Here is a 22,114-nt window from a genome sequence, read left to right as displayed (position 1 = left end):
TTATTTACCTATTGAATAATATTCGAAACCAATTTCGTTCATTTTTGCCTTATCTAAGATGTTTCTTCCGTCAAAAATAAAAGCAGGTTTTTTCATCTGTCCGTATATCTTTTCCCAATCATAGGACTTAAACTCATCCCATTCGGTCATTATAGCTATAGCATGCGCGTCATCTATAGCTTCATATGGTGAATTTGTCGATGTTAGGAGTTGCTTGTTTTCTTCTACTGAACGGGTGTTCAAATAATTTAAATCTGACTGAATTTTATTTTCAGAAACTTTTGGATCGTAAACGACTATTTCGGCTTGCTCATTTAATAGGTGATCGGCTACAAATATTGCTGCAGATTCCCTAGTGTCATTCGTGTCTTTTTTAAATGCCCAACCTAGCATGGCTATTTTTTTTCCAGATACCGTATTGTAAAGTGTTTTAATTAAATGGTCTGAAAATCGTCTCTTTTGGTGATCATTTAAAATAACTACTTGTTCCCAATAATCAGCAACTTCATGTAGGCTGTAGCTTCTCGCTATGTAAACAAGGTTTAGAATATCCTTCTGGAAACAAGAGCCTCCAAAGCCAATTGAGGCTTGTAAAAATTTAGGACCTATTCTTGAATCCATTCCAATGGCTTTTGCCACTTCATTAACATCGGCTTCGGTGTGTTCACATAATTCTGAAATCGCATTAATTGAAGATACACGTTGTGCTAAAAAAGCGTTGGCAGTAAGTTTTGATAATTCTGAAGACCAAACATTTGTCCTTAATATTTTATCTTCTGGAACCCAACTTCCATAAATGTTAGCTAAACTATCAATCGCTTCGTCTGATTCGCCTCCAATAAGTACTCGATCAGGGTTTAATAAATCTTGAACCGCTGTTCCTTCAGCTAAAAACTCTGGGTTGGATAAAATATTAAAATTTACATCGCTACCCGTATTTTTCAAAATGCTTTTAATGGCTTGTGCAGTCCTTACTGGTAAGGTTGATTTTTCAACAACAATTTTGTCAGTTTTAGCAACTTTAGCGATATTTCTGGCACAAAGCTCTACGTACTTCAAATCTGCTGCCATACCCTTTCCTTTACCATAGGTTTTGGTGGGTGTATTTACTGATATAAAAATCATTTCAGATTCATCAATAGCTTTGTCTATTTCGGTAGAGAAAAACAGATTTTTCCCTCGTGTTTCTTCAACTATTTCGGCTAATCCAGGTTCGTATATAGGCAGTTTAGAAACATCACTATTATTCCAAGCGGCAATACGTTCTTCATTGATATCTACTATAGTGACTCGAATATTAGGATTTTTTTTAGCTATAATAGCCATAGTCGGACCTCCTACATAACCAGCGCCAATGCAACAAATTTTGTTTATTTTCATGTTTATTATAAGTTATTCCAATACCAATTTACGGCTTCTTTTAGGCCCTCATCAATATTAAATTTGGGGTTGTATTTTAATAGTTTTTTCGCCTTTTCAATCGAAGCTAAGGAGTGGGGGATATCTCCAGCTCGATTTTCACGATGTTTTATTTCAATATCATTAATTGATTTGTCAAATTTCCCTAAATGCCTTTTTAAAAGTTCTGCTAATTCCAAAAGCGTAGTCCGGTCGCCATAGGCTACATTATATACCGTATTCAAGGCTTCTTGGTTTGATGTAGTTAGCGATAGAATATTCATTTGAATAACATTATCTATAAAAGTGAAATCTCTAGAATAACTACCATCTCCATTAATAATAGGAGATTCATGATTAAGGAATTGTTTAACAAATAATGGAATTACAGCAGCATAAGCACCATCAGGATCTTGTCGTTTTCCGAATACATTGAAGTAGCGTAAACCGATGGTATCTAAACCGTAAGTTTTTTGAAAAATATCAGCGTATAATTCATTTACATATTTAGTAATGGCATAAGGAGATAGAGGCTTACCTATCACATCCTCTACTTTAGGTAAAGCTTCATGGTCGCCGTAAGTTGATGAACTAGCTGCATACACAAATCGTTTTACTTTTGCATCACGTGCTGCAACAAGCATGTTTAAGAAACCAGAGACATTAACATCATTGGTAGTAATAGGATCATTAATTGACCTTGGTACAGAACCCAAAGCAGCTTCATGTAAAATATAATCTACATTTTTACAGGCTTTATGGCAATCTTCAAGGTTGCGGATATCGCCTTCAATTAAGGTAAAAAGACTATTACTTAAAAAAGGGGAGATGTTTTCTTTTTTGCCAGTAGAAAAATTATCTAAACAAACTGTTTTGATTTGGTTAGAAAGTAGTATTTCACAAAGATTAGACCCTATAAATCCCGCACCACCTGTAACTAAAACAGTTTTATTCTGTAGGTTTTTAAACATTAATTTGGTTTTTTTTGATAACTCGAACAAATATGAAAAAAAATATTTTACTACAAGATATTATTATACTAAGTAAGTGTTTTTAACGATAAACTGACCATAAATAAACTGATGATACTTTAATCGGTAAAAACAGTATTAGGACGAGACATATTTATTGAACATAGTAATTCCAATTACCTTAAAGCCTTATCTGTTTTTGGTATTTATGATTAATAGGTAAATTTAATTACTCTGTCATTCATATCGTAAATTCGGTAATGAATAATTAAAACATCTTTCTTCCTTTATAATTATTTCCTTAATAAATAAAGAGCTTTTAATTAAAAAAGATAAATTATAATTTAATCCTTTTGTTGTATGGTAATCAAGCAGGTTGCAGTATTGGTGTTTTAACGTTTTTTAACCTTTTATAAGGTGCGAATACGGTGTAAATAAAAGAAGCTTATTTAGGTTATTAGTGAATAATGATTTTAAAGTATTAACTATCTATAGATGTTTTAATTTATGTAAACATGATATATACGTTAATCTAAAAGTTCCTTTTTGTTTTCAGTTATTGATGAAAAACAAGGTTGTGATATGTCGTTAAATAACTTTTTTTTCAGTTATAAAAAATTAAAAATGTAGTTAACCGATTATAATTATGCTTTTAGCGAAATAAGTAAATTGAAAGGGTAGTGCATTAAAACAATTGCTAAATTTACATTGTAAAATTCAAAATTAGATTGATTAATAGCACATTAGTTTAATTGTATTAAATGATTTTTAAAAAACAGATATTTTAAACTCTCAAGGAAATCATGGATATTAACAACACATGATTAAAAGTTTTTTATTCTTAAAGTACAATTAATGCTAGAAATGAATTTGAGATTTGATGTTTTATAAATGAGGGGGTTCAATCACTTTTTTTTATTTTATCAAATTCACATAAGTTTAAAATTTACTGTGACTGGTATGTTATGGAAATAAATGAATGGAAATTAATATTGAATATTAGCTATTAATGTTAACAAAAACGAAAATATATTTATCATCTCCTCATATGGGAGGCTCAGAACAAAAATTTGTTGCTGATGCTTTTGATACTAATTGGATTGCACCATTAGGACCAAACGTTAATGGTTTCGAGAACGATTTAAAATCATATCTAGGAAACAAGAAGGAGGTCGCAGTTTTAAGTTCAGGAACAGCATCTATTCATTTAGCTCTAGAGTTATTAGGAGTTTCTAGAGGTGATGAGGTTTTATGTCAAACTTTCACTTTTTCTGCCTCTGCAAATCCTATTATGTATCAAGGTGCAACTCCTGTATTTATAGATAGCGAGAAGGAAACTTGGAACATGTGTCCTAAATTATTAGAAATTGCTATTAAAGATAGAATTCAAAAATATAAAAAACCAAAAGCGATCATAGCGGTTCATTTATATGGTATGCCATACAAGGTAAAAGGTATTAATGCTATTGCTAGTAAATATGGTATTCCTGTAATAGAAGACAGTGCAGAAGCCTTAGGAAGTACCTATTTTGACCAAGCTTGTGGGACATTTTCAGATATAGGGATTTTATCCTTTAACGGAAATAAAATAATCACAACTTCAGGTGGGGGTGCTATGATTGTTAATACCAAGGAAGAAAAAGATAAAGCTGTTTTTCTGTCTACACAAGCTCGTGATAACGCTCCGCATTATGAACACTCTACAATAGGATTTAATTATAGAATGAGTAATGTTTTAGCTGGTATAGGTAGGGGACAAATGGAAGTTCTTGATGACCGTGTTAAAGCTAGACGAAATAATTTTGAGTTCTATAAAACAAATTTAGATAAGTTCAATTCAATCGAATTTCAAGAAGAAGGTGAAGGTGTTTTTTCTAACAGATGGCTAACCTGTATAAAAACGAATTCATTTGCTCAAAGAGAACAAATAAGATTGGCTTTGCTTGAAGATGATATTGAGTCTAGGCCTCTGTGGAAGCCTATGCATTTACAACCTGTCTATAAGGATTATTTACATTTTACAAATGGGGTATCCGAAGATTTATTTAATAAAGGTCTTTGTTTACCTAGTAGTTCTAATTTAAGTCAAGAGGATTTAAATAGAATTATGGGGATTATTTTAAAAAACCAAATATTATGATTAAGAATTACGCATCTCTCCTTTCTCATAAATACGCCTCTAAATGGCTTGTTTTTGGCATCGACTTAACATTAGTGTTGTTAACGTTTTTAGCCGTTTATTTTATTCGATTTAATTTTACATTAAATTTTGATATAGAGCATCTTTTAATACAATTACCATTTATTTTAGTGGTAGCCTCTTTAAGTTTTTTAATAGTAGGTTCTTTTAAAAGTGTTATTAGGCATACTGGTTTTACTGATGTTATTAATTTGTTTAAATCGATAATGTTAATGGCTAGTTTTTGTGTAATGTTAGTTTTTATTAACAGAACAACTGGTGTTATGCCTAGTTTTACTATTCCGCTTTCTATTATTGTCATGCATGCGCTTTTAAGCTTTGTTATGCTTGCAGCAAGTAGGCTTGTTTTTAAAATAGGATTTAAATATTTGAGTTGCAACCTAACAATTGGGAAACGTGTTTTGATTTATGGAGCAGCAGATTCAGGTATTGTAACTTACAATGCATTGGTTAGTAACCCTAATAGTGCATTTCATATTGTGGCTTTTATCGATGATAACCCAAAGAAGAGTGGCAATAAAATTAATGGAATTCCTATTCTAAAAGGATCTATCATAACCAATGATTATATAGAATTAAATAATATTGATGAAATAGTTGTGGCATCACAATCATTAAGTACTGACAAACTCATGTTGTTAGTAGAAAAGCTAATTGATTCTGATGTAAAAATTACTAAGGTTCCTCCAATTGAACAATGGATTAATGGAGAATTAAGTACTAAGCAAATAAAACAAGTACAAATTGAAGACTTGTTAGGTCGTGCTCCAATTGAAATTGATAATCCAAAACTTGTAGATGAATTTAATGGAGAAACTGTAATTGTTACTGGAGCTGCTGGTTCAATAGGTAGTGAGTTAGTAAAGCAGTTATCAAATTTCAATGTAAAAGAATTAATTTTAGTAGACCAAGCGGAGTCCCCATTATATGAAGTTCAACAGGATTTAAATAGAGCCGGAAAGCATAATTTTGTTGCGATTGTTGCAGATATTAGAGATGGTTTAAGGTTGGATTCTATTTTTCAGAAGCATAAACCAACTATGGTATTCCATGCGGCAGCTTATAAGCATGTGCCATTAATGGAACAAACACCTTATGAAGCTATTAAGGTAAATGTTAATGGAACTAAACTTCTAGCAGATACAGCGTCAGATTATAATGTTAAAAAATTTGTTTTTATATCTACTGATAAAGCGGTTAATCCAACTAGTGTCATGGGGGCCACAAAACGAATGGCAGAGATGTACATTAGTTGTTTGCAAAAAGAGAGTAAAACTAAGTTTATTACCACTCGATTTGGAAATGTTCTAGGATCTAATGGATCGGTTATACCGTTATTCAAAAAACAAATTGAAAATGGTGGTCCTTTAACCTTAACGCATCAAGATATTACCCGTTATTTTATGACTATACCAGAAGCCTCACAATTAGTGCTTGAAGCTGGGTCTATGGGTAAAGGTGGAGAAATATTTATTTTCGACATGGGTGAGTCGGTAAAAATATTTGATTTAGCTAAAAATATGATCAAATTATCAGGATTAAGATATCCTGAGGATATTGATATTAAGATAACCGGACTAAGACCTGGTGAAAAATTATATGAAGAATTATTAGCTAATGGTGAAAATACGCTATCAACATATCATAAGAAAATTTTGATTAGTAAAACTAGAAATTTGAATTATGCTAAGGTTAAATCAGAAATCGAAGAATTATGTGAAATCAATCGTTTTCAAAATAACAATATTGTTATTAAGATGAAGAATTTAATTCCAGAATATAAATCGAATAACTCTGATTATGAAAGGTTTGATAAACAAGAGGAACATTATAAAAAAGCTAAAAGGCTTATAAATAGTGGTGCCGTAAAAACCTATACGAACTTATAAAAATTTGTGCCCCAAACTATTATAATATGAAAATATGTATACCTAAAATTAAATTAGTCTTTGCTCTATTATTAGTTTTAATCAGTATTACTTCTTGTACTACGAAAAAAGACGTTGTTTATTTTCAAAACGCTAAGGATTCAGAAACTATTGTAGATACTGATACGTTTAAAGCTAAACTTAAAACTGGTGATATTTTAAATATTTTTATTTCAACACTTGATTTGACTGTAGCTCAACCGTATAACCTTGTAGAATCAACAGGGAGTGTGAATACAGCAATAGATTATTTGATTGATTCTGATGGAAATATTGATTACCCCGTGTTAGGTAAGATTAAATTGCGAGGATTAACTATTGAAGAAGCTAAAGATGTTTTTAAGAAAAAATTTTCTGAAGGTAAATTACTTAAAGATCCAGTTGTTATTATTAGAATTAAAAACTTTAGAATTTCTGTACTTGGTCAAGTAAATAGTCCTGGAGTGTATGAGATATCCGGAGAACGTATTACTATACTAGAAGCAATTGCTAGTGCTGGAGATTTGGGAATAACAGGAAGACGAGAGAATGTTTTGGTTATTAGAGATTTTAATGGTACAAAAACTTACACTAGAATAGACCTAACAAGTAAAGAGATTTTTAATTCACCAGTGTATTTTTTAACACAAAACGATGTCGTTTATGTTCAGCCTAACACGAAAGGAGTTAGTGCAGGTTCTGGAGATGCAAGAATAGGATTATTTGCTTCATTATTAGGTTTAGCAATAACGCTTGGACTTTTAATAAACAGATAGTTATGGGATTAATTCAAAATAGCAACAATAGTCACAAAAGTTTTGATTTAAGAAAAACTATAAATAACTATACGAAACGCTGGGTGTGGTTTCTTCTTAGCTGTGCCATTTTATTATCTCTTGCATATTTAAAGAAAAGATATGAGGTGCCTATTTATTCTGCAACAGCAAAAATAATGTTGACAGATGAAAAAGGTTCGGGTAAAGAGTTACTCAATGATCTATCTGTGCTTTCATCTAGCGGCGATTCACAAGTTGAAGATGAAATACAGGTTATAAAGTCGAGGGAATCTATTAAGGCTATAATTATGAAATTGGGTTTGAATATTCAATATTTCAAAGAAGGTAGATTGAATGATTCTGAGCTTTATAAAAATGTACCTTTTGAGATTGTTTTTAGTGAATCAGATTCTATAATTAATAACACCGATGGAATTATTTACATAAATATTTTATCCAATAATAAATTTGAATATAAAGTTTATAAAGGGGATGAACCTACTGTACATGTTTTTGGAGACTTAATTAATTCACCTTTTGGTGAAATTCAAATACTACCGATTGAGGGAAAAACGGAAAACATAGTTGGATCCCCAATTAGAGTTGAGATTACGTCTGTAGAAAGACAAGCAAAATACTTGAAAAATAGTATAGGAATCTTTCCTTCAGATGGTAATACTTCAAAAGTTTTAGATATATATTTAAATGATAGGAATGTGTCTAAAGCAATAGATATAATTAATGAATTAATTAATCAATATAATTTATCTGCCGAGAGAATAAACCAAAAAAGAGCTCTAAATACTGCAAATTTTATTAATGAAAGAGTAAATAATATAGCTCGTGATTTAAGTAATGTTGAAGATAGTATAGTTCGATTTAAAGCATCAAATAAAATGGTCGATATTTCTAGCGGAAGCGTGAATTTATCTACCTCTAGTTTAACTAATGAGGCACGTATGCAAGAGCTCAAGACTCAATTAAATATGCTAAATTATGTTAAGAAAACGCTTCAAAATGCAAGTATGGAGAGTTTGCCTTCTAATTTAGGAAGTGATAGTGCATTATCTGGATTGGTGTTGAAGTATAATGAATTATTGGAGAGAAGAAAAATATTATTAAAAAGTGCTGGTGAAAATAATTCTGTAGTTATTGAGTTAACCCAAAATATAAATTCACTTAAATCAAATTTATTAGGAACCATTAACAATAGCATTCACACTTTAAATATACAGATTAACAGCATACAAAATCAGCAAAGTGAGATCAATTCAAAGTTCTCATCAATTCCACGTCAGGAAAGTAGATTAATGTCTATTGAGAGAAGACAATATATTAAGGAACAAATTTATTTATACCTTCTAGAAAAGAGAGAAGAGGCAGAAATTTCACAAACAACATCCCTGCCTATATCAAAAACTATTGACCCAGCATATAGTGTTGGAGCTATCAATACCAATGGAAGGGTCCTATATTTTGGAGCGCTTTTTATGGGGTTATTGATACCATTTATGTTTATCTATATCACGGATTTGTTAGATACAAAAATCCATAACAAAGAAGATTTAGAAAATGAAATTAAAAGCATGACTGTATTAGGTGAAGTTCCGCATATAAGCAATAATTCAGATAAGTTGATTACATATAACGATCGTTCGATTTTATCTGAATCATTTAGAATTATTAGGACAAATTTTGAGTTTTTGAAGCGGGATACCAAACCTTCAAAATACCAAAATGTTATTTTCGTTACCTCGACGATTAATGGAGAAGGAAAATCATTTGTAAGTTTAAATACGGCTTTAACTTTAACAAATACAGGAAAAAAGGTTCTGCTGGTTGGAACCGATTTAAGAAATCCTCAAATATTTTCGGCAATCAAAAAAGATGCTTCAGACGAAAGAGAAGTAACAGGTTTATCTGAATATTTAGCTGATTATACTATACAATTGGAGGATGTCATTTCATCTAGAGAAGTCAATGGAATTAAATTAGATATTTTATTATCTGGACAAATCCCTCCAAATCCAGCGGAATTACTAATGGATCAAAGGCTTGAAACTTTATTCGATACGGTTTCGGAAAACTACGATTATGTAGTCGTAGATACCGCACCGTCAATGCTAGTGACAGATACGTTATTGATGCATAAATACTCAGGACACACCATCTATGTTACAAGAGCGGGTTATACAGAAAAACGTATTTTAAACTTTGCTTCAGAATTACATCAATCAAATAAATTAAATCACATGATGCTTGTGGTTAACGATGTAAAAGAATCCAATTTTGGATATGGAGCAAAGTATGGCTACTATGGTGCTCCAGAAAAGAAAGGCTTTTTTAAACGAAAGAAGAAAAAGGTGTGAAATTTTGAATTTGGAAAAACTCAAAACAAAAAAGAGGTTTAAGTATTTTAACTTAAACCTCTTTTTTATTTAATAGTTATGAAGACAATTAATTTTAACTGGCGTAAAAATTAAAGGCATCTATAATCGTCTCTTCTTCAACTAAACAATCTATTTTTGTTTTCCCAATATCTTCTAGTAATACAAAATTAATATTACCGTGAGTGTTCTTCTTATCGTACTTCAGTAATTCTATAATAGGAGCGTATTCTTGTTTGTCAATATCAACTTTACCATAATACCCTGTAAATAGTTTTTTAATAGCTTCTGTTTTTTCTTTCGGAAAGCCTGTGAGTTCGGTAGAAATGTAACATGCTAATATCATACCTATTACAACAGCTTCGCCATGTAATAAAGTGATTTTGGTAGGGTTGCTTAAAAAATACGATTCAATAGCATGCCCAAGCGTATGTCCGTAATTTAAGGTTTTTCTTAATCCATTTTCAAATGGGTCGATTTCTACAACATTCTTTTTAATTTCAACCGATTCGTAAATTAATCGATCTAAATCATTTAAAGAAAGTTTAGATAAATCTTCAAAATTACTCCAATACGATTCCCCTGTAATAAGGCCATGCTTTAGCATTTCTGCTAATCCTGAACGCATTTCATTTTTAGGTAAGGTGTCGAGGTATTTGGTATCTATTAAAACTAAATCGGCATTACTTATTACACCAATTTGATTTTTTAAGGAACCTAAATCTACACCTGTTTTTCCTCCAACCGAGGCGTCAACCATAGATAGTAATGTAGTAGGCACATTCACATAAGCAATTCCACGTTTAAATGTGCAAGCTACAAATCCGCCTAAATCGGTAATAACGCCACCACCAATATTTATCATTAAACTTTTTCTATCAGCATCTAAATCAGATAAGGTATTCCATACGCCAACACAGGTGTCTATGTTTTTATTAATCTCTCCAGATTCAATCTCAATGATTTCAATAGTAACCTCTGTTTGTAATTTTTCTAAAAAAATAGGTAAACAGTATTGATGTGTATTTTCATCAACTAGGATAAAAATTTTAGAAAAATTCTTTTTGGCTAAATATTCGTTTAAGGATGAATAGCACGTTTCATTAAAATGAATAAGACTATCATTGGCTTCAATAGAGTTCATATTATGTGTTATAATTTAGAAGCCGTGAAATTAAGGAGTTTTTGTATAAAATTATAATCAAGAGCTAATTTCTTTGATTTAATTTTTGTCTTTAAAGTGAGGTGCTAGTTTGGTGCATATAAAGCGATTAAACTAAGCCAAGGTATGATTAAAGAAAGTTTAATAATATTGATTTAATGTATTCGGGCGTATCATTTGGTGTTATAGATTCCAAATTTTTATAGTTGATTTTCGATGTGCTACTATTGTTATTATCAGTTTCAACTAAATAAACATCTTGAATATCTGTTAGGATTAACTGCTCATAATCTGTTACTAAATCTTCCGTAAGTTTTTCGCCTACACGTAACTTGGTTACTTTAATGTTAGAAGCTTCATGTACTTTGTTGTAATTAAATAATAAGCGCTCTACGATATCTTTTATTTTAATGGGATCTCCCATGTTAAAAGTAAAAGTGTTACCTGAAGGTGATATTTTAGCACTAATTTTTAATATAAGGTGACAAGCTTTTTGTTTGCTTATAAAGTATCTTGAAACTTTGGTATTTGTTAATGTGATGTTTTTGCCTGATTCAATTTGAGTTTTTAATAAGGGAATTACAGAACCATTGGATCCCATAATATTTCCAAATCGGGTAGTGATAAAAGTAGTTCCTGAAACTGTATTTAAATGATTGAGATAATCTTCGCTGATACGTTTCGACATCCCCATAACATTTATAGGTTTTACAGCTTTATCTGTTGATACAAAAACAAATTTTTTCACTTGATAAGCTATTGATAAATCAGCTAAAAGTTTTGTTCCTAAAATATTGTTTTTAACCGCTTTATATGGGTTTTCTTCCATTAACGGTACATGTTTGTATGCAGCAGCATGAAAAATAAGGGTAGGATTATACAAAGAAAATAAAGATTCTATAGCCGATTTATCAGTTATGTCTAAGAGTTTGAAAACGATATCTGTTGTGTTTTCAAATTCAAGGTTTTTAATCAAGTTATATAAAGGTGATTCGGCAAAATCAACTAAAATAATTTTTTTGAATTTACCTGCAACCAATTGTTTGGTAAGTTCACTACCAATGGTTCCAGCAGCTCCAGTGATTAAAATAATGTCTCTAGAAAAATCGAAACACTCGTTCCTGTTAGCAGCCGTTTTCATGAATGAAAATAGACCGGAATCAGATAATAAGTCATCTATAATTTTAGCAGTAGATGGGTTCATTGGAGCTTTCTTTGACGAAATATAGGTGTTTTGAATTGAACTTCCACAGAGATCGGAGATTATTCCGCCTATAGAAACTTTATTTTGTAATAACCTGTATGATGGTTAATCCAATAAGTTTTAAATCTAAAAAAAAGTTACGCTTTTTAATGTATTCTTTATTATATTTTAATTTATCTGGAATTATAGTTTCAATGAAAAATTTTTCTGGGTCGTCTGCATTTTTCAATAATTCCACTTCATTTCTGTACTTTAACGAAGCAAGCCCAGTGATTCCAGGTCTAACTTGAAAAATTTTCATATCATCTTCATTATAATAATTCACATAATGGCGTAATTCTGGTCTTGGCCCAACAAAACTCATATCACCTTTAATGATATTAATTAATTGAGGAAACTCATCAATTTTATAGCGTCTTAAAATATAACCGGCTTTGGTAATTCGAGAATCATGGTTACCTATAGTCAGTAAACCTTTATTGTCTGATATAACACGCATGGTTCTAAATTTATAGATATTGAAATCTATGTTGTTTTTTCCAACACGTTTTTGAATAAATAAAACTGGACCTGGAGAATCGAACTTAATAAGAATGATAATAATAACAAAGAAAGGTGAAAGAAAAACAAGCCCAATTAAAGCAAAAACAAAATCAAAACATCGTTTTATCATACTACGAGTTTATTTTAAAGCTTTTTATGGTGGCTATACTATCACAGTTTTCAACGGTTAGCTGAATATTTCTGTTCTTGTGTTCTCCTTCAATACTATAAATTCCACAAGGTGCTTGTCTGGGATTACTGTCGGAGAAGTTGATATCGCCTTTTTTTAAGATTGTAGAAATTTCAGAGGAGTCGGTATACTTATCATTAATGGATTGCTTAACCTCTGGACTATATATGATTTTCTTTGAATTTATATTTTTTAATACTCTAGCATCCGGTCCATAGCTACAAGATGTTTTTTTGCCGCTTAAAAAAAAAGCTAAGATTATTAAGCCTAAAGAGAAGCCACCTAAGTAGTAGCCAATACGTTGAATAAGTTTCATTTAAAAGAGTTGAGAACAATAAATGGGTGAACTTTTAAAATATAAGCAAGTTTATATCGCTATATTTTAAATCGTACCATTCACCAACAGATTTGCTTGTTAAAATTCCGTGGTAAAAGTACAACCCATTTTTTAAACCTCGATCTAATCTTAAAGAATTTTCTATACCGCCATCTTCGGCAATTTTTAGAAGATATGGTGTAAAAATATTACTTATCGAAACGGAAGCTGTTCTCGGATAACGTGCGGGGATATTTGGTACACAATAATGAACAACATCATGTTTAAGGAATGTAGGTTGCTTGTGGGATGTTACTTCACTAGTATCAATACAGCCACCCATATCGATGCTTACATCAATAATAATCGCGCCTTTTTTCATAGATTCAACCATGGTTTCTGTAACGACAATTGGCGCTCTGTTTGAACCACGAACGGCTCCAATAAGGACATCACATCGTTTTAAAGCTTTGGCTAAATTTTTAGGTTGAATGGTAGAGGTAAATATAGGTCGACCCAAATGCGTTTGAATACGACGTAGTTTGGTGATAGAATTATCAAATACTTTCACACCAGCACCTAGTCCAAGAGCGCTTCTAGCAGCAAATTCACCAACAGTTCCAGCGCCTAAAATGACGACTTCTAGCGGTGGCACACCACTGATGTTTCCAAACATAAGTCCGTTACCATTTTTAGGTTCAGATAATAACTCTGCAGCTATTAAAACGGAAGCCGTTCCAGCAATTTCACTTAATGATTTTACAGCAGGATAACTACCGTCGGTATCGCGAATAAACTCAAAAGCTAAAGCTGTAATACGCTTGGTAGCTAGAGTTTCAAAATATTTTTTAGTTTGTGTTTTTAATTGTAGTGCAGAAATTAAAATGGTTTGCGGATTTATCATTTTAATTTGTTCTAGAGTAGGGGGTTCTACTTTTAAAATCATCGGACACGAAAAAACTTTAGCCGTGTCTTTGGTGATTTCGGCGCCAGCCTCGCTATAATCTCTATCTGTAAAATTGGCTCCGTTTCCTGCTCCAGACTCTAATAAAACACGATGGCCATTGCTCACTAAGGCGTATACAGCATCGGGAGTTAAGCAAATTCGTTTTTCTTGGAAAGCTGTCTCTTTTGGTATACCTATAAATAATTCTCCTTTTTTTCTGAAAATCTCTAGAGTTTCTTCCTGTGGAATAAGTTGTTGCTTGGTAAAAGGTGATAATTGCTTGGCCATTAGAAGGTGCGCTTAATAAAAATTCAAATTACAAATAAATTTTATAATGGTGCTGATTCTTGATAAATAAATCTTAAAAATGAAAGGAGGTTTGGTGTGTTTTTGATTTAGAAATTAGAAATACTTTTTAATAGTTCCCCAGAAACTCTTAGGAGATACTCTGAGTTCATCTTCTAGCTCTTGAATGGACTTATCTGCTTCATTGATCTTATTGAATATTCTTGCCCTAACGATATAAATAGATGGAATGATCACTGCAATTATAGGAACAATTACAAATAATTGTCTAGAACTATCTATATAAGTTAAATCATCATTTAGAAACCCAAGAATTTGGTAGCTATACATAGCTATCGGTATAATTAATGAATGATACCACCATTGTCGGCAAGTAAAAAACCAAATAAGTAACAAATAAAGTGGTATAATTTTCCCTGTTAAAATCCACATGGCTGTGTTAGCATCACCAAAATATCGACTGTTGTATGTAAATAAAAAGGTGTTCCAAATTTTATCTTTTGGAACGCTTTCATGTAAATAAAATAAATAAGGTGTAACAGCAATCATGAGCGCCACTAAACTGCCTCTTGTTACTGTTTTTTTTACAATACTTCTAAAGTTTGAAGATCTATCGTTTTCCTGACTATTTTTCATATACCATTTTTCGCCTTGTGTATAAATTCAGGAAGATAGTTTGCCGACTTAAACAAGGGTTAAAGTTCTTGTATTATTATCATCCAAACTAATACGGATTTCGTCAAATTCGTCGAATAAACTAATATCAACCTTCTCAGGCCATTCAATCAATGTCCAGTAACCGGAATCTAAATAATCTTCAATACCAAAATCGTATGCTTCCTCAGTACTTTTTAAACGGTAAAGATCAAAGTGATATAATTTGCCTTCTTTTAAATTGTATTCATTCACAATTGAAAAAGTTGGACTGCTAACTTCATCTTTGCTACCTAAAACTTCAACGATCTTTTTAATTAATGTTGTTTTACCAACACCCATATCTCCATAAAATAAAATGGTTTTGGTTTTGGCTTGCTTAATAATGTCTTTAGCGACTTGCTCAACTTCAGATAATTCGTAAGTTATTTTCAATTTTCAAAAAATTTAGGTGCTCAAAATTAATAATTTGTTTAATTAAAACCTAAGTAGAAAATGAGAGCTTATTTCGGATTAAAAACTACGAAAGGAATTATCATTTCTTGTAAAGAAACGCCACCGTGTTGATAGGTATTCCTGAAATAACTAACATAATGATTGTAATTATTAGGGTAAGCGAAAAAAGAATCTCCTTTGGCGAAGATAAAAGAGCTACTCATATTAATAGAAGGTAGGTGTAGGCTTTTCGGATTTTTTGCTTCAAGCACCTCCTTTTTATCGTAGGTTAAACTACGTCCAGTTTTGTAACGTAAGTTTAAACTAGTATCACGATCTCCAACAACCTTTGAAGGGTTTTTAACATTTATCGTACCGTGATCGGTGGTTAAAATTAACTTGAAACCTAGTTGATTGGCTTGCTGAATCATTTCTAACAAAGGCGAGTTTTTAAACCAACTTAAGGTAAGTGAGCGGTAAGCTTTATCATTTGAAGCTAGTTCTTTTATAACTTCCATCTCTGTTTTAGAGTGGGATAGCATATCTACAAAATTGTAAACTATAACTGATAAATCGTTTTCTTTTAGTGATTTGAAATTTTCAGCAAGTTTTTTTCCGGATTTTAAACTGGTGATTTTATGGTATTCATAATTAAGATCGGTAAGTCCTAATCGCTTCATTTGAGCTTCAAGAAAATCGGCTTCGTGTAAATTTTTACCGCCTTCGTCGGTGTCGTTTTTCCAAAAATCAGGAAATAGTTTTTCCATATCCGAAGGCATAAGTCCAGAAAATATGGCATTTCTAGCGTATTGAGTCGCAGTAGGGAGAATACTATAAAAAGCCTCTTCTTTTTCTTTTTTGTAATAGTTGTTAATTATAGGTTCGAAAACTTTCCATTGGTCGTATCTCAAATTATCAATAACAACTAAAACGGTAGGTTGCGCTTTGCTAAGTTCAGGAACAATTTTGTCCTTAAATAAAGTGTGAGACATGGTTGGCGCATCTGTATTAGGTGTAAACCAGTCTTCGTAATTTTTTTCTATAAATTTACCAAATAAGGAATTAGCTTCATTTTTTTGAGATTCAAGAATTTCAAACATGCCTATATCTTCAATTTCTTCCAACTGAATCTCCCAATAAATTAATTTCTGATATAAGTTACACCATTCTTCATAACTATTTACCATAGCCAAATCCATCGATATTTTCCTGAATTCTTGCTGATAGTTAGAGGTTGTTCTTTCAGAAACTAGTCTAGAATGGTCTAAGTTCTTTTTTAAACTAAGAAGAATTTGATTGGGGTTTACTGGTTTTATAAGATAATCGGCAATTTTATTACCAATAGCTTCCTCCATTATATACTCTTCTTCACTTTTGGTAATCATTACTACAGGCAAGGTGTCTTGTTTGGTTTTAATTTCGTTTAATGTTTCTAAACCTGTAAGTCCAGGCATGTTTTCATCTAAAAAAACGATATCAAAATTTTCTTCATCTAAAATATCTATAGCTTCAGAGCCACTTTTACATTTAGTTACTTTGTAGTTTTTCTTTTCTAAAAATAAAATATGAGGTTTTAATAAATCAATTTCGTCATCAACCCAAAGTATTTTTATTGTATTCATATAGCTATATTTGTAAATATTTAATTGTAAAAGTTAAAGTTTGAATAAACTTAAGATATTAAACGACCCAATTTACGGATTTATTACGATTCCTAATTCGCTAATTTTCGATTTAATTCAACATAAATATTTCCAAAGATTGCGCAGGATTACTCAAATGGGTATGTCGTATTTGGTATACCCAGGAGCGCACCACACAAGATTTCATCATGCTATTGGTTGCGTGCATTTGATGCAGCAGGCGGTTAACGTGCTTCGTTTTAAAGGGGTTACTATCTCTGAAGAGGAGGAAAACGGACTCTATGTGGCTATTTTATTGCATGATATTGGTCATGGACCATTCTCTCATGCTATGGAACATTCCATTGTTAATAATGTTTCTCATGAGGAAATTTCGCTGCTTTTCATGGAGCGTTTAAATACCGAATTTAACGGAAGTTTAACGCTTGCTATTCAAATTTTTAAAGGAGAATACCCTCGAAAGTTTTTATATCAATTAATATCTAGTCAACTAGATATGGATCGTGCCGATTATCTAAAGCGAGATAGTTTTTACACAGGTGTTGCTGAAGGAAATATAAATAGCGAACGTTTAATCACGATGCTAAATGTTGTTGAAGATGAATTAGTTATTGAGGAAAAAGGTATTTATAGCGTTGAAAAATTTATAATTGCTAGGCGTTTAATGTACTGGCAAGTTTATCTGCATAAAACAGGGTTGGTGGCCGAACAATTATTAATTCGTGTTTTAAAAAGAGCTAATGAATTACATGATTTAGGTGTTGATTTAAAGGCTAGTAAGGCATTAATGTACTTTTTAAATAATAAAATCACTACGGATAATTTTGATGAACAAACTCTTGACGTTTTTGCTCAATTGGATGATTTTGATATCATTTCAGCCATGAAAGAGTGGCAGTCTCATGATGATTTCGTTTTAAGTGAATTGTGTAAAATGATTATAAACAGAGATTTGCTTAAAATAAAAATTAGAAATAAAAACATTAAGGATAAAAGTCTTGAAAAACGCTTGAATAGTTTAATGGAAACCTATGATATTTCTAAAGAAGAGGCACATTACTTTGTGTTTACGGGGCAGATTTCAAACCAAGCTTATCAAATAAAAGATAAGCAGATTAATATTTTGCATAAATCAGGAAAAATTCAAGATATTGTTAAGGCTTCCGACCAATTAAACTTAAAAGCTTTATCAAAACCAGTAACTAAATATTATATCTGTTATCCAAAGGATAAAGTTTAACACATTTTTTTCTATTTTTGCAAGAATCAAAAAAAACATCAAAGTTTTATAGTGTGAAATTTACAGCACAGCAAATAGCGGGAATACTTGAAGGTGATGTTGATGGGAATCCTGACATTGAAGTTTCTAAACTTTCAAAGATAGAAGAGGGGTTTGAAGGCGCGTTAACGTTTTTAGCGAACCCTAAATATAAGCATCATATATATACAACTAAGGCCTCAATCACTATAGTGAATAAGTCTTTTGTTCCAGAACATGAGGTCGAAACCACAATGATAAAAGTAGAAGATGCCTATTTGGCCTTTTCTAAAATTTTAGAATTTTATAATTCTGCAAAACTGAATAAATCAGGGATTGAAAGCCCTTCGTTTATTTCGGAATCAGCCACATATGGAGAAAACTTATATGTTGGTGCCTTTTCATATATAGCTGATAATGTTGTTATTGGGGAAAATGTAAAAATTTATCCCAATGCATTTGTGGGTGAAAATGTTGTTATAGGAGATAACACCATTGTTTTTGCCGGAGCTAAAATTTATTCTGACACCATTATAGGGAGTCATTGTGTTATTAACTCAGGAGCCATAATTGGAGCAGACGGTTTTGGTTTTGCACCAAATGAAGATGGAGGTTATAGTAAGATCCCTCAAATTGGGAATGTGATTATTGAAGATTTTGTAGATATTGGAGCTGCTACAACTATAGATAGAGCGACATTAGGATCTACAATAATTAGAAAAGGTGTGAAATTGGATAATCAAATTCAAATAGCACATAATGTTGAAATAGGAGAAAACACGGTTGTTGCTGCTCAAACTGGCGTTGCTGGCTCTACTAAAATAGGAAAGCATTGTCAAATTGGTGGGCAAGTTGGACTTGCAGGACATATCACCATTGGAGACAATGTTAGAATTCAAGCACAATCGGGAATAGCAAGAAATGTTAAAGATAACGAAGTGTTACAAGGCTCTCCTGCCATTAAATTAAGTGACTATAATAAGGCATATGTTCATTTTAAAAACTTGCCAAATATTGTAAAAAACATAAACGATTTAGAAAAAATAAATGGGAATAGTTAATACTGAATTCAAACAAAAAACAATTAAAGATAGTGTTTCTTTAAATGGTGTTGGGTTACATACAGGTAAAAACGTAACCTTAACTTTCAAACCAGCTGTAGAAAACACAGGATTTGTGTTTAAACGTATCGATTTAGAAGGTGAGCCTGTTATAGAGGCTGATGCAAATTATGTAACAAATACTCAACGTGGCACTTGTTTGGAAAAAAACGGTGTTGTTATTCAAACTTCAGAGCATGTTCTTGCTGCATTAGTAGGCTTAGATGTCGATAATGTTGTGATTGAATTAGATGCTTCAGAGCCACCAATCATGGATGGGTCTTCTAAGTTTTTTGTTGAAGCTATTGAAAAAGCGGGCGTTGTAGAACTTGAAGCGTTCAGAGAAGAATTTGAGATTACAGATATTGTTTCTTACGTTGATGAAGATAGCGGAAGTGAAATTTTAATCATGCCTGCTTCAGAATATCAAGTAACTACAATGGTTGATTTTGGAACTAAAGTTTTAGGAACCCAAAATGCGACCTTAAATACAATATCAGATTTTAAGGAAAATATTTCTAATTCACGCACATTCAGTTTCTTACATGAAATTGAAATGCTGTTAGAAAATGGTTTAATTAAAGGTGGTGATTTAAATAATGCTATCGTTTATGTCGATAAAGCGATATCTCCAGAAACCATGGAAAAACTTAAAGCTGCTTTTAAAAAAGACAGTATTTCGGTTAAACCAAATGGTATTTTAGATAATCTAACATTACATCACCCAAATGAAGCAGCTAGACATAAATTGCTAGATGTTTTAGGAGATTTAGCCCTAGTTAGAACTCGTATTAAGGGTAAGGTAATAGCTAATAAACCAGGGCATTTTATAAATACGCAGTTTGCCAAGAAATTAGCTAAAATCATTAAAAATGAGCGTAGAAATAATGTGCCAAAAATAGATTTGAATGCACCTCCATTAATGGATATCAATCAAATTATGGCCATGTTACCACACAGGCAACCTTTCTTATTAATTGATAAAGTTTACGAACTCACAGATAATTATGTAACAGCAATGAAAAATGTTACAATGAATGAGGAGTTCTTTAAAGGCCATTTTCCAGGTGCGCCTGTAATGCCGGGGGTTTTAATTTGTGAAGCTATGGCTCAAACAGGAGGGATATTAGTATTAAATACAGTTCCAGATCCTGAGAATTATTTAACCTTTTTCATGAAGATGGATAATGTTAAATTTAAGCAAAAGGTAGTTCCGGGTGACACTTTAATTTTTAAATGTTCGTTAATTACACCAATTCGTCGCGGAATATGCCATATGCAAGGTTATGCTTATGCTAATGGTAAGCTTTGTGCGGAAGCCGAATTAATGGCTCAAATCTCAAAAGTTAAATAGATATGAATCAACCGTTAGCATATGTGCACCCTGGTGCAAAAATTGCAAAAAACGTTGTAATAGAACCCTTCGCAACCATTCATAATAATGTTGTTATTGGTGAAGGCACTTGGATTGGAAGTAATGTTATTATTATGGAAGGTGCTCGAATCGGTAAAAACTGTAACATCTTTCCTGGAGCTGTGATTTCAGCAGTACCACAAGATCTTAAATATAATGATGAAGATACTACCGTTGAAATCGGTAATAATGTAACCATTAGGGAGTGTGTTACCATCAATAGAGGAACAACAGATCGTATGAAAACTGTTGTCGGTGATAATTGTTTAATTATGGCCTACTGTCATATTGCTCACGACTGTATTGTTGGAAGTAATTGTATTTTTTCTAATAATAGTACCCTTGCAGGGCATATTACAGTTGGAGATTATGTTGTTTTAGCTGGCATGACGGCAGTACATCAGTTTGTGTCTATTGGTAATCACGCTTTTGTAACAGGAGGATCTTTAGTTAGAAAAGATGTTCCGCCATTTGTAAAGGCTGCACGTGAACCTTTATCTTATGTAGGTATTAACTCGGTTGGACTAAGACGTAGAGGTTTTTCAACAGAAAAAATTAGAGAAGTTCAGGATATCTATAGAATTCTCTATCAGAAAAATTATAACAATACTCAAGCTGCTGAAATTATCGAAGCAGAAATGGAGGCAACTCCAGAACGCGATGAAATATTACAATTCATTAAAAACTCACATCGCGGAATCATGAAAGGATATTTTAAATCAAATTAAATACATGGCAACAACATCGGATATTAGAAATGGATTATGCATAAGATATAATCACGATATTTATAAAATTGTAGAATTCTTACACGTTAAACCAGGAAAAGGTCCTGCGTTTGTGAGAACAAAATTAAAAAGCGTAACAAACGGAAAAGTTATTGACAATACATTTTCTGCTGGTCATAAATTAGATGATGTTCGTGTAGAAACTCATAAATTTCAGTTTTTATATAATGATGGTGAGTACTATCATTTCATGAATACTGAGGATTATAGTCAAATTCAACTTGTAGAAGCTGCCTTAGATAACCCAGGATTAATGAAGGAAGGTGAAGTTGTAACCGTTATTATTAATTCTGAAGATAATGCACCGCTTTCTGTAGAAATGCCTGCTAGTGTGATTTTAGAAGTTACTGCTACCGAGCCTGGTGTTAAAGGAAATACAGCAACAAATGCAACCAAACCTGCAACTGTTGAAACTGGTGCTACAGTTAATGTGCCTCTTTTTATTAATGAAGGAGATAAGATTAAAGTAGAAACAGAGAAAGGAAGTTATAAGGAACGTGTTAAAGAATAAGACCC

The 22,114-nt window shown here is 31.9% G+C and carries 19 protein-coding genes; 9 read left to right on the top strand and 10 right to left on the bottom strand.

Annotated features, from left to right (window positions below; translation table 11 throughout):
* Both A6I66_RS11460 and A6I66_RS11455 read right to left on the bottom strand, forming a co-directional pair.
* Positions 1–1,380, bottom strand: coding sequence for a nucleotide sugar dehydrogenase (locus A6I66_RS11460; protein WP_067149379.1), 1,380 nt, complete (start codon positions 1,378–1,380; stop codon positions 1–3).
* Positions 1,381–1,385: 5 nt separating this feature from the next.
* Positions 1,386–2,369, bottom strand: a complete 984-nt coding sequence (locus A6I66_RS11455) for an SDR family oxidoreductase (protein ID WP_067149447.1) — start codon at positions 2,367–2,369, stop codon at positions 1,386–1,388.
* A gap of 1,009 nt (positions 2,370–3,378) precedes the next feature.
* Here A6I66_RS11455 and A6I66_RS11450 point away from each other — a divergent pair.
* Genes A6I66_RS11450 through A6I66_RS11435 form a run of 4 tightly spaced genes read left to right on the top strand, consistent with a single transcriptional unit; the run spans position 3,379 to position 9,621 of the window.
* Positions 3,379–4,509 carry an aminotransferase class I/II-fold pyridoxal phosphate-dependent enzyme gene (locus tag A6I66_RS11450; protein WP_084399641.1) on the top strand — a complete coding sequence of 377 codons (1,131 nt, stop codon included), beginning with the start codon at positions 3,379–3,381 and terminating at the stop codon, positions 4,507–4,509.
* Positions 4,506–6,458 (top strand): polysaccharide biosynthesis protein, encoded by a 1,953-nt coding sequence (locus A6I66_RS11445; RefSeq protein WP_067149375.1) that lies wholly within the window; start codon positions 4,506–4,508, stop codon positions 6,456–6,458. Before A6I66_RS11450 ends, A6I66_RS11445 begins: the two co-directional genes overlap by 4 nt.
* A gap of 26 nt (positions 6,459–6,484) precedes the next feature.
* Positions 6,485–7,252, top strand: a complete 768-nt coding sequence (locus A6I66_RS11440; protein WP_067149373.1) for a polysaccharide biosynthesis/export family protein — start codon at positions 6,485–6,487, stop codon at positions 7,250–7,252.
* Positions 7,253–7,254: 2 nt separating this feature from the next.
* Positions 7,255–9,621, top strand: coding sequence for a GumC family protein (locus A6I66_RS11435; RefSeq protein ID WP_067149371.1), 2,367 nt, complete (start codon positions 7,255–7,257; stop codon positions 9,619–9,621).
* Positions 9,622–9,715: 94 nt separating this feature from the next.
* Here A6I66_RS11435 and aroB read toward each other — a convergent pair whose 3' ends face one another.
* From aroB to porX, 8 genes are all read right to left on the bottom strand, one after another.
* Positions 9,716–10,783: a 3-dehydroquinate synthase gene (aroB, locus tag A6I66_RS11430; protein ID WP_067149369.1), complete on the bottom strand. Its 1,068-nt coding sequence runs from the start codon at positions 10,781–10,783 to the stop codon at positions 9,716–9,718.
* A gap of 148 nt (positions 10,784–10,931) precedes the next feature.
* Positions 10,932–12,005 carry an SDR family NAD(P)-dependent oxidoreductase gene (locus tag A6I66_RS11425; RefSeq protein WP_084399639.1) on the bottom strand — a complete coding sequence of 358 codons (1,074 nt, stop codon included), beginning with the start codon at positions 12,003–12,005 and terminating at the stop codon, positions 10,932–10,934.
* 79 nt (positions 12,006–12,084) lie between these two features.
* Positions 12,085–12,678 carry a sugar transferase gene (locus tag A6I66_RS11420; protein ID WP_157614188.1) on the bottom strand — a complete coding sequence of 198 codons (594 nt, stop codon included), beginning with the start codon at positions 12,676–12,678 and terminating at the stop codon, positions 12,085–12,087.
* A 1-nt stretch (position 12,679) separates the two neighbouring features.
* Positions 12,680–13,054 carry a DUF4258 domain-containing protein gene (locus A6I66_RS11415; protein WP_067149365.1) on the bottom strand — a complete coding sequence of 125 codons (375 nt, stop codon included), beginning with the start codon at positions 13,052–13,054 and terminating at the stop codon, positions 12,680–12,682.
* A 34-nt stretch (positions 13,055–13,088) separates the two neighbouring features.
* Entirely contained in the window at positions 13,089–14,288 is a 1,200-nt protein-coding gene (locus A6I66_RS11410; RefSeq protein WP_067149363.1) for an alanine dehydrogenase, read from the bottom strand.
* 114 nt (positions 14,289–14,402) lie between these two features.
* The gene (locus A6I66_RS11405) at positions 14,403–14,942 is read right to left on the bottom strand and encodes a hypothetical protein (protein WP_067149361.1); all 540 of its coding nucleotides are present in this window, start codon (positions 14,940–14,942) and stop codon (positions 14,403–14,405) included.
* A 48-nt stretch (positions 14,943–14,990) separates the two neighbouring features.
* Complete coding sequence (tsaE, locus tag A6I66_RS11400; RefSeq protein WP_067149359.1) at positions 14,991–15,395, bottom strand: tRNA (adenosine(37)-N6)-threonylcarbamoyltransferase complex ATPase subunit type 1 TsaE; 405 nt, start codon at positions 15,393–15,395, stop codon at positions 14,991–14,993.
* A 68-nt stretch (positions 15,396–15,463) separates the two neighbouring features.
* A complete protein-coding gene (gene porX, locus A6I66_RS11395; RefSeq protein ID WP_067149357.1) occupies positions 15,464–17,017 on the bottom strand; it encodes a T9SS response regulator signal transducer PorX in 1,554 nt (517 codons plus the stop codon).
* Between the two features lie 40 nt (positions 17,018–17,057).
* On the opposite strand from porX, the gene A6I66_RS11390 reads away from it, so the two are divergent.
* The 5 genes from A6I66_RS11390 to efp are packed head-to-tail and all read left to right on the top strand — an operon-like array spanning position 17,058 to position 22,109.
* Positions 17,058–18,278 carry an HD domain-containing protein gene (locus A6I66_RS11390; RefSeq protein WP_067149354.1) on the top strand — a complete coding sequence of 407 codons (1,221 nt, stop codon included), beginning with the start codon at positions 17,058–17,060 and terminating at the stop codon, positions 18,276–18,278.
* Between the two features lie 53 nt (positions 18,279–18,331).
* Entirely contained in the window at positions 18,332–19,357 is a 1,026-nt protein-coding gene (gene lpxD, locus A6I66_RS11385) for a UDP-3-O-(3-hydroxymyristoyl)glucosamine N-acyltransferase (protein WP_067149443.1), read from the top strand.
* Complete coding sequence (locus tag A6I66_RS11380) at positions 19,344–20,750, top strand: bifunctional UDP-3-O-[3-hydroxymyristoyl] N-acetylglucosamine deacetylase/3-hydroxyacyl-ACP dehydratase (protein ID WP_067149353.1); 1,407 nt, start codon at positions 19,344–19,346, stop codon at positions 20,748–20,750. The genes lpxD and A6I66_RS11380 overlap by 14 nt, the downstream gene beginning before the upstream one ends.
* A gap of 2 nt (positions 20,751–20,752) precedes the next feature.
* Positions 20,753–21,538, top strand: coding sequence for an acyl-ACP--UDP-N-acetylglucosamine O-acyltransferase (gene lpxA, locus A6I66_RS11375; RefSeq protein ID WP_067149351.1), 786 nt, complete (start codon positions 20,753–20,755; stop codon positions 21,536–21,538).
* 4 nt (positions 21,539–21,542) lie between these two features.
* Complete coding sequence (gene efp, locus A6I66_RS11370) at positions 21,543–22,109, top strand: elongation factor P (RefSeq protein ID WP_067149349.1); 567 nt, start codon at positions 21,543–21,545, stop codon at positions 22,107–22,109.
* Positions 22,110–22,114 lie beyond the last annotated feature (5 nt).

This window comes from Pseudotamlana agarivorans (assembly GCF_001642835.1).
Lineage (GTDB): Bacteria > Bacteroidota > Bacteroidia > Flavobacteriales > Flavobacteriaceae > Pseudotamlana > Pseudotamlana agarivorans.
The sequence above is the reverse complement of the archived record's forward strand: the minus strand, read 5'-3'. Positions and strand labels throughout refer to the sequence as shown.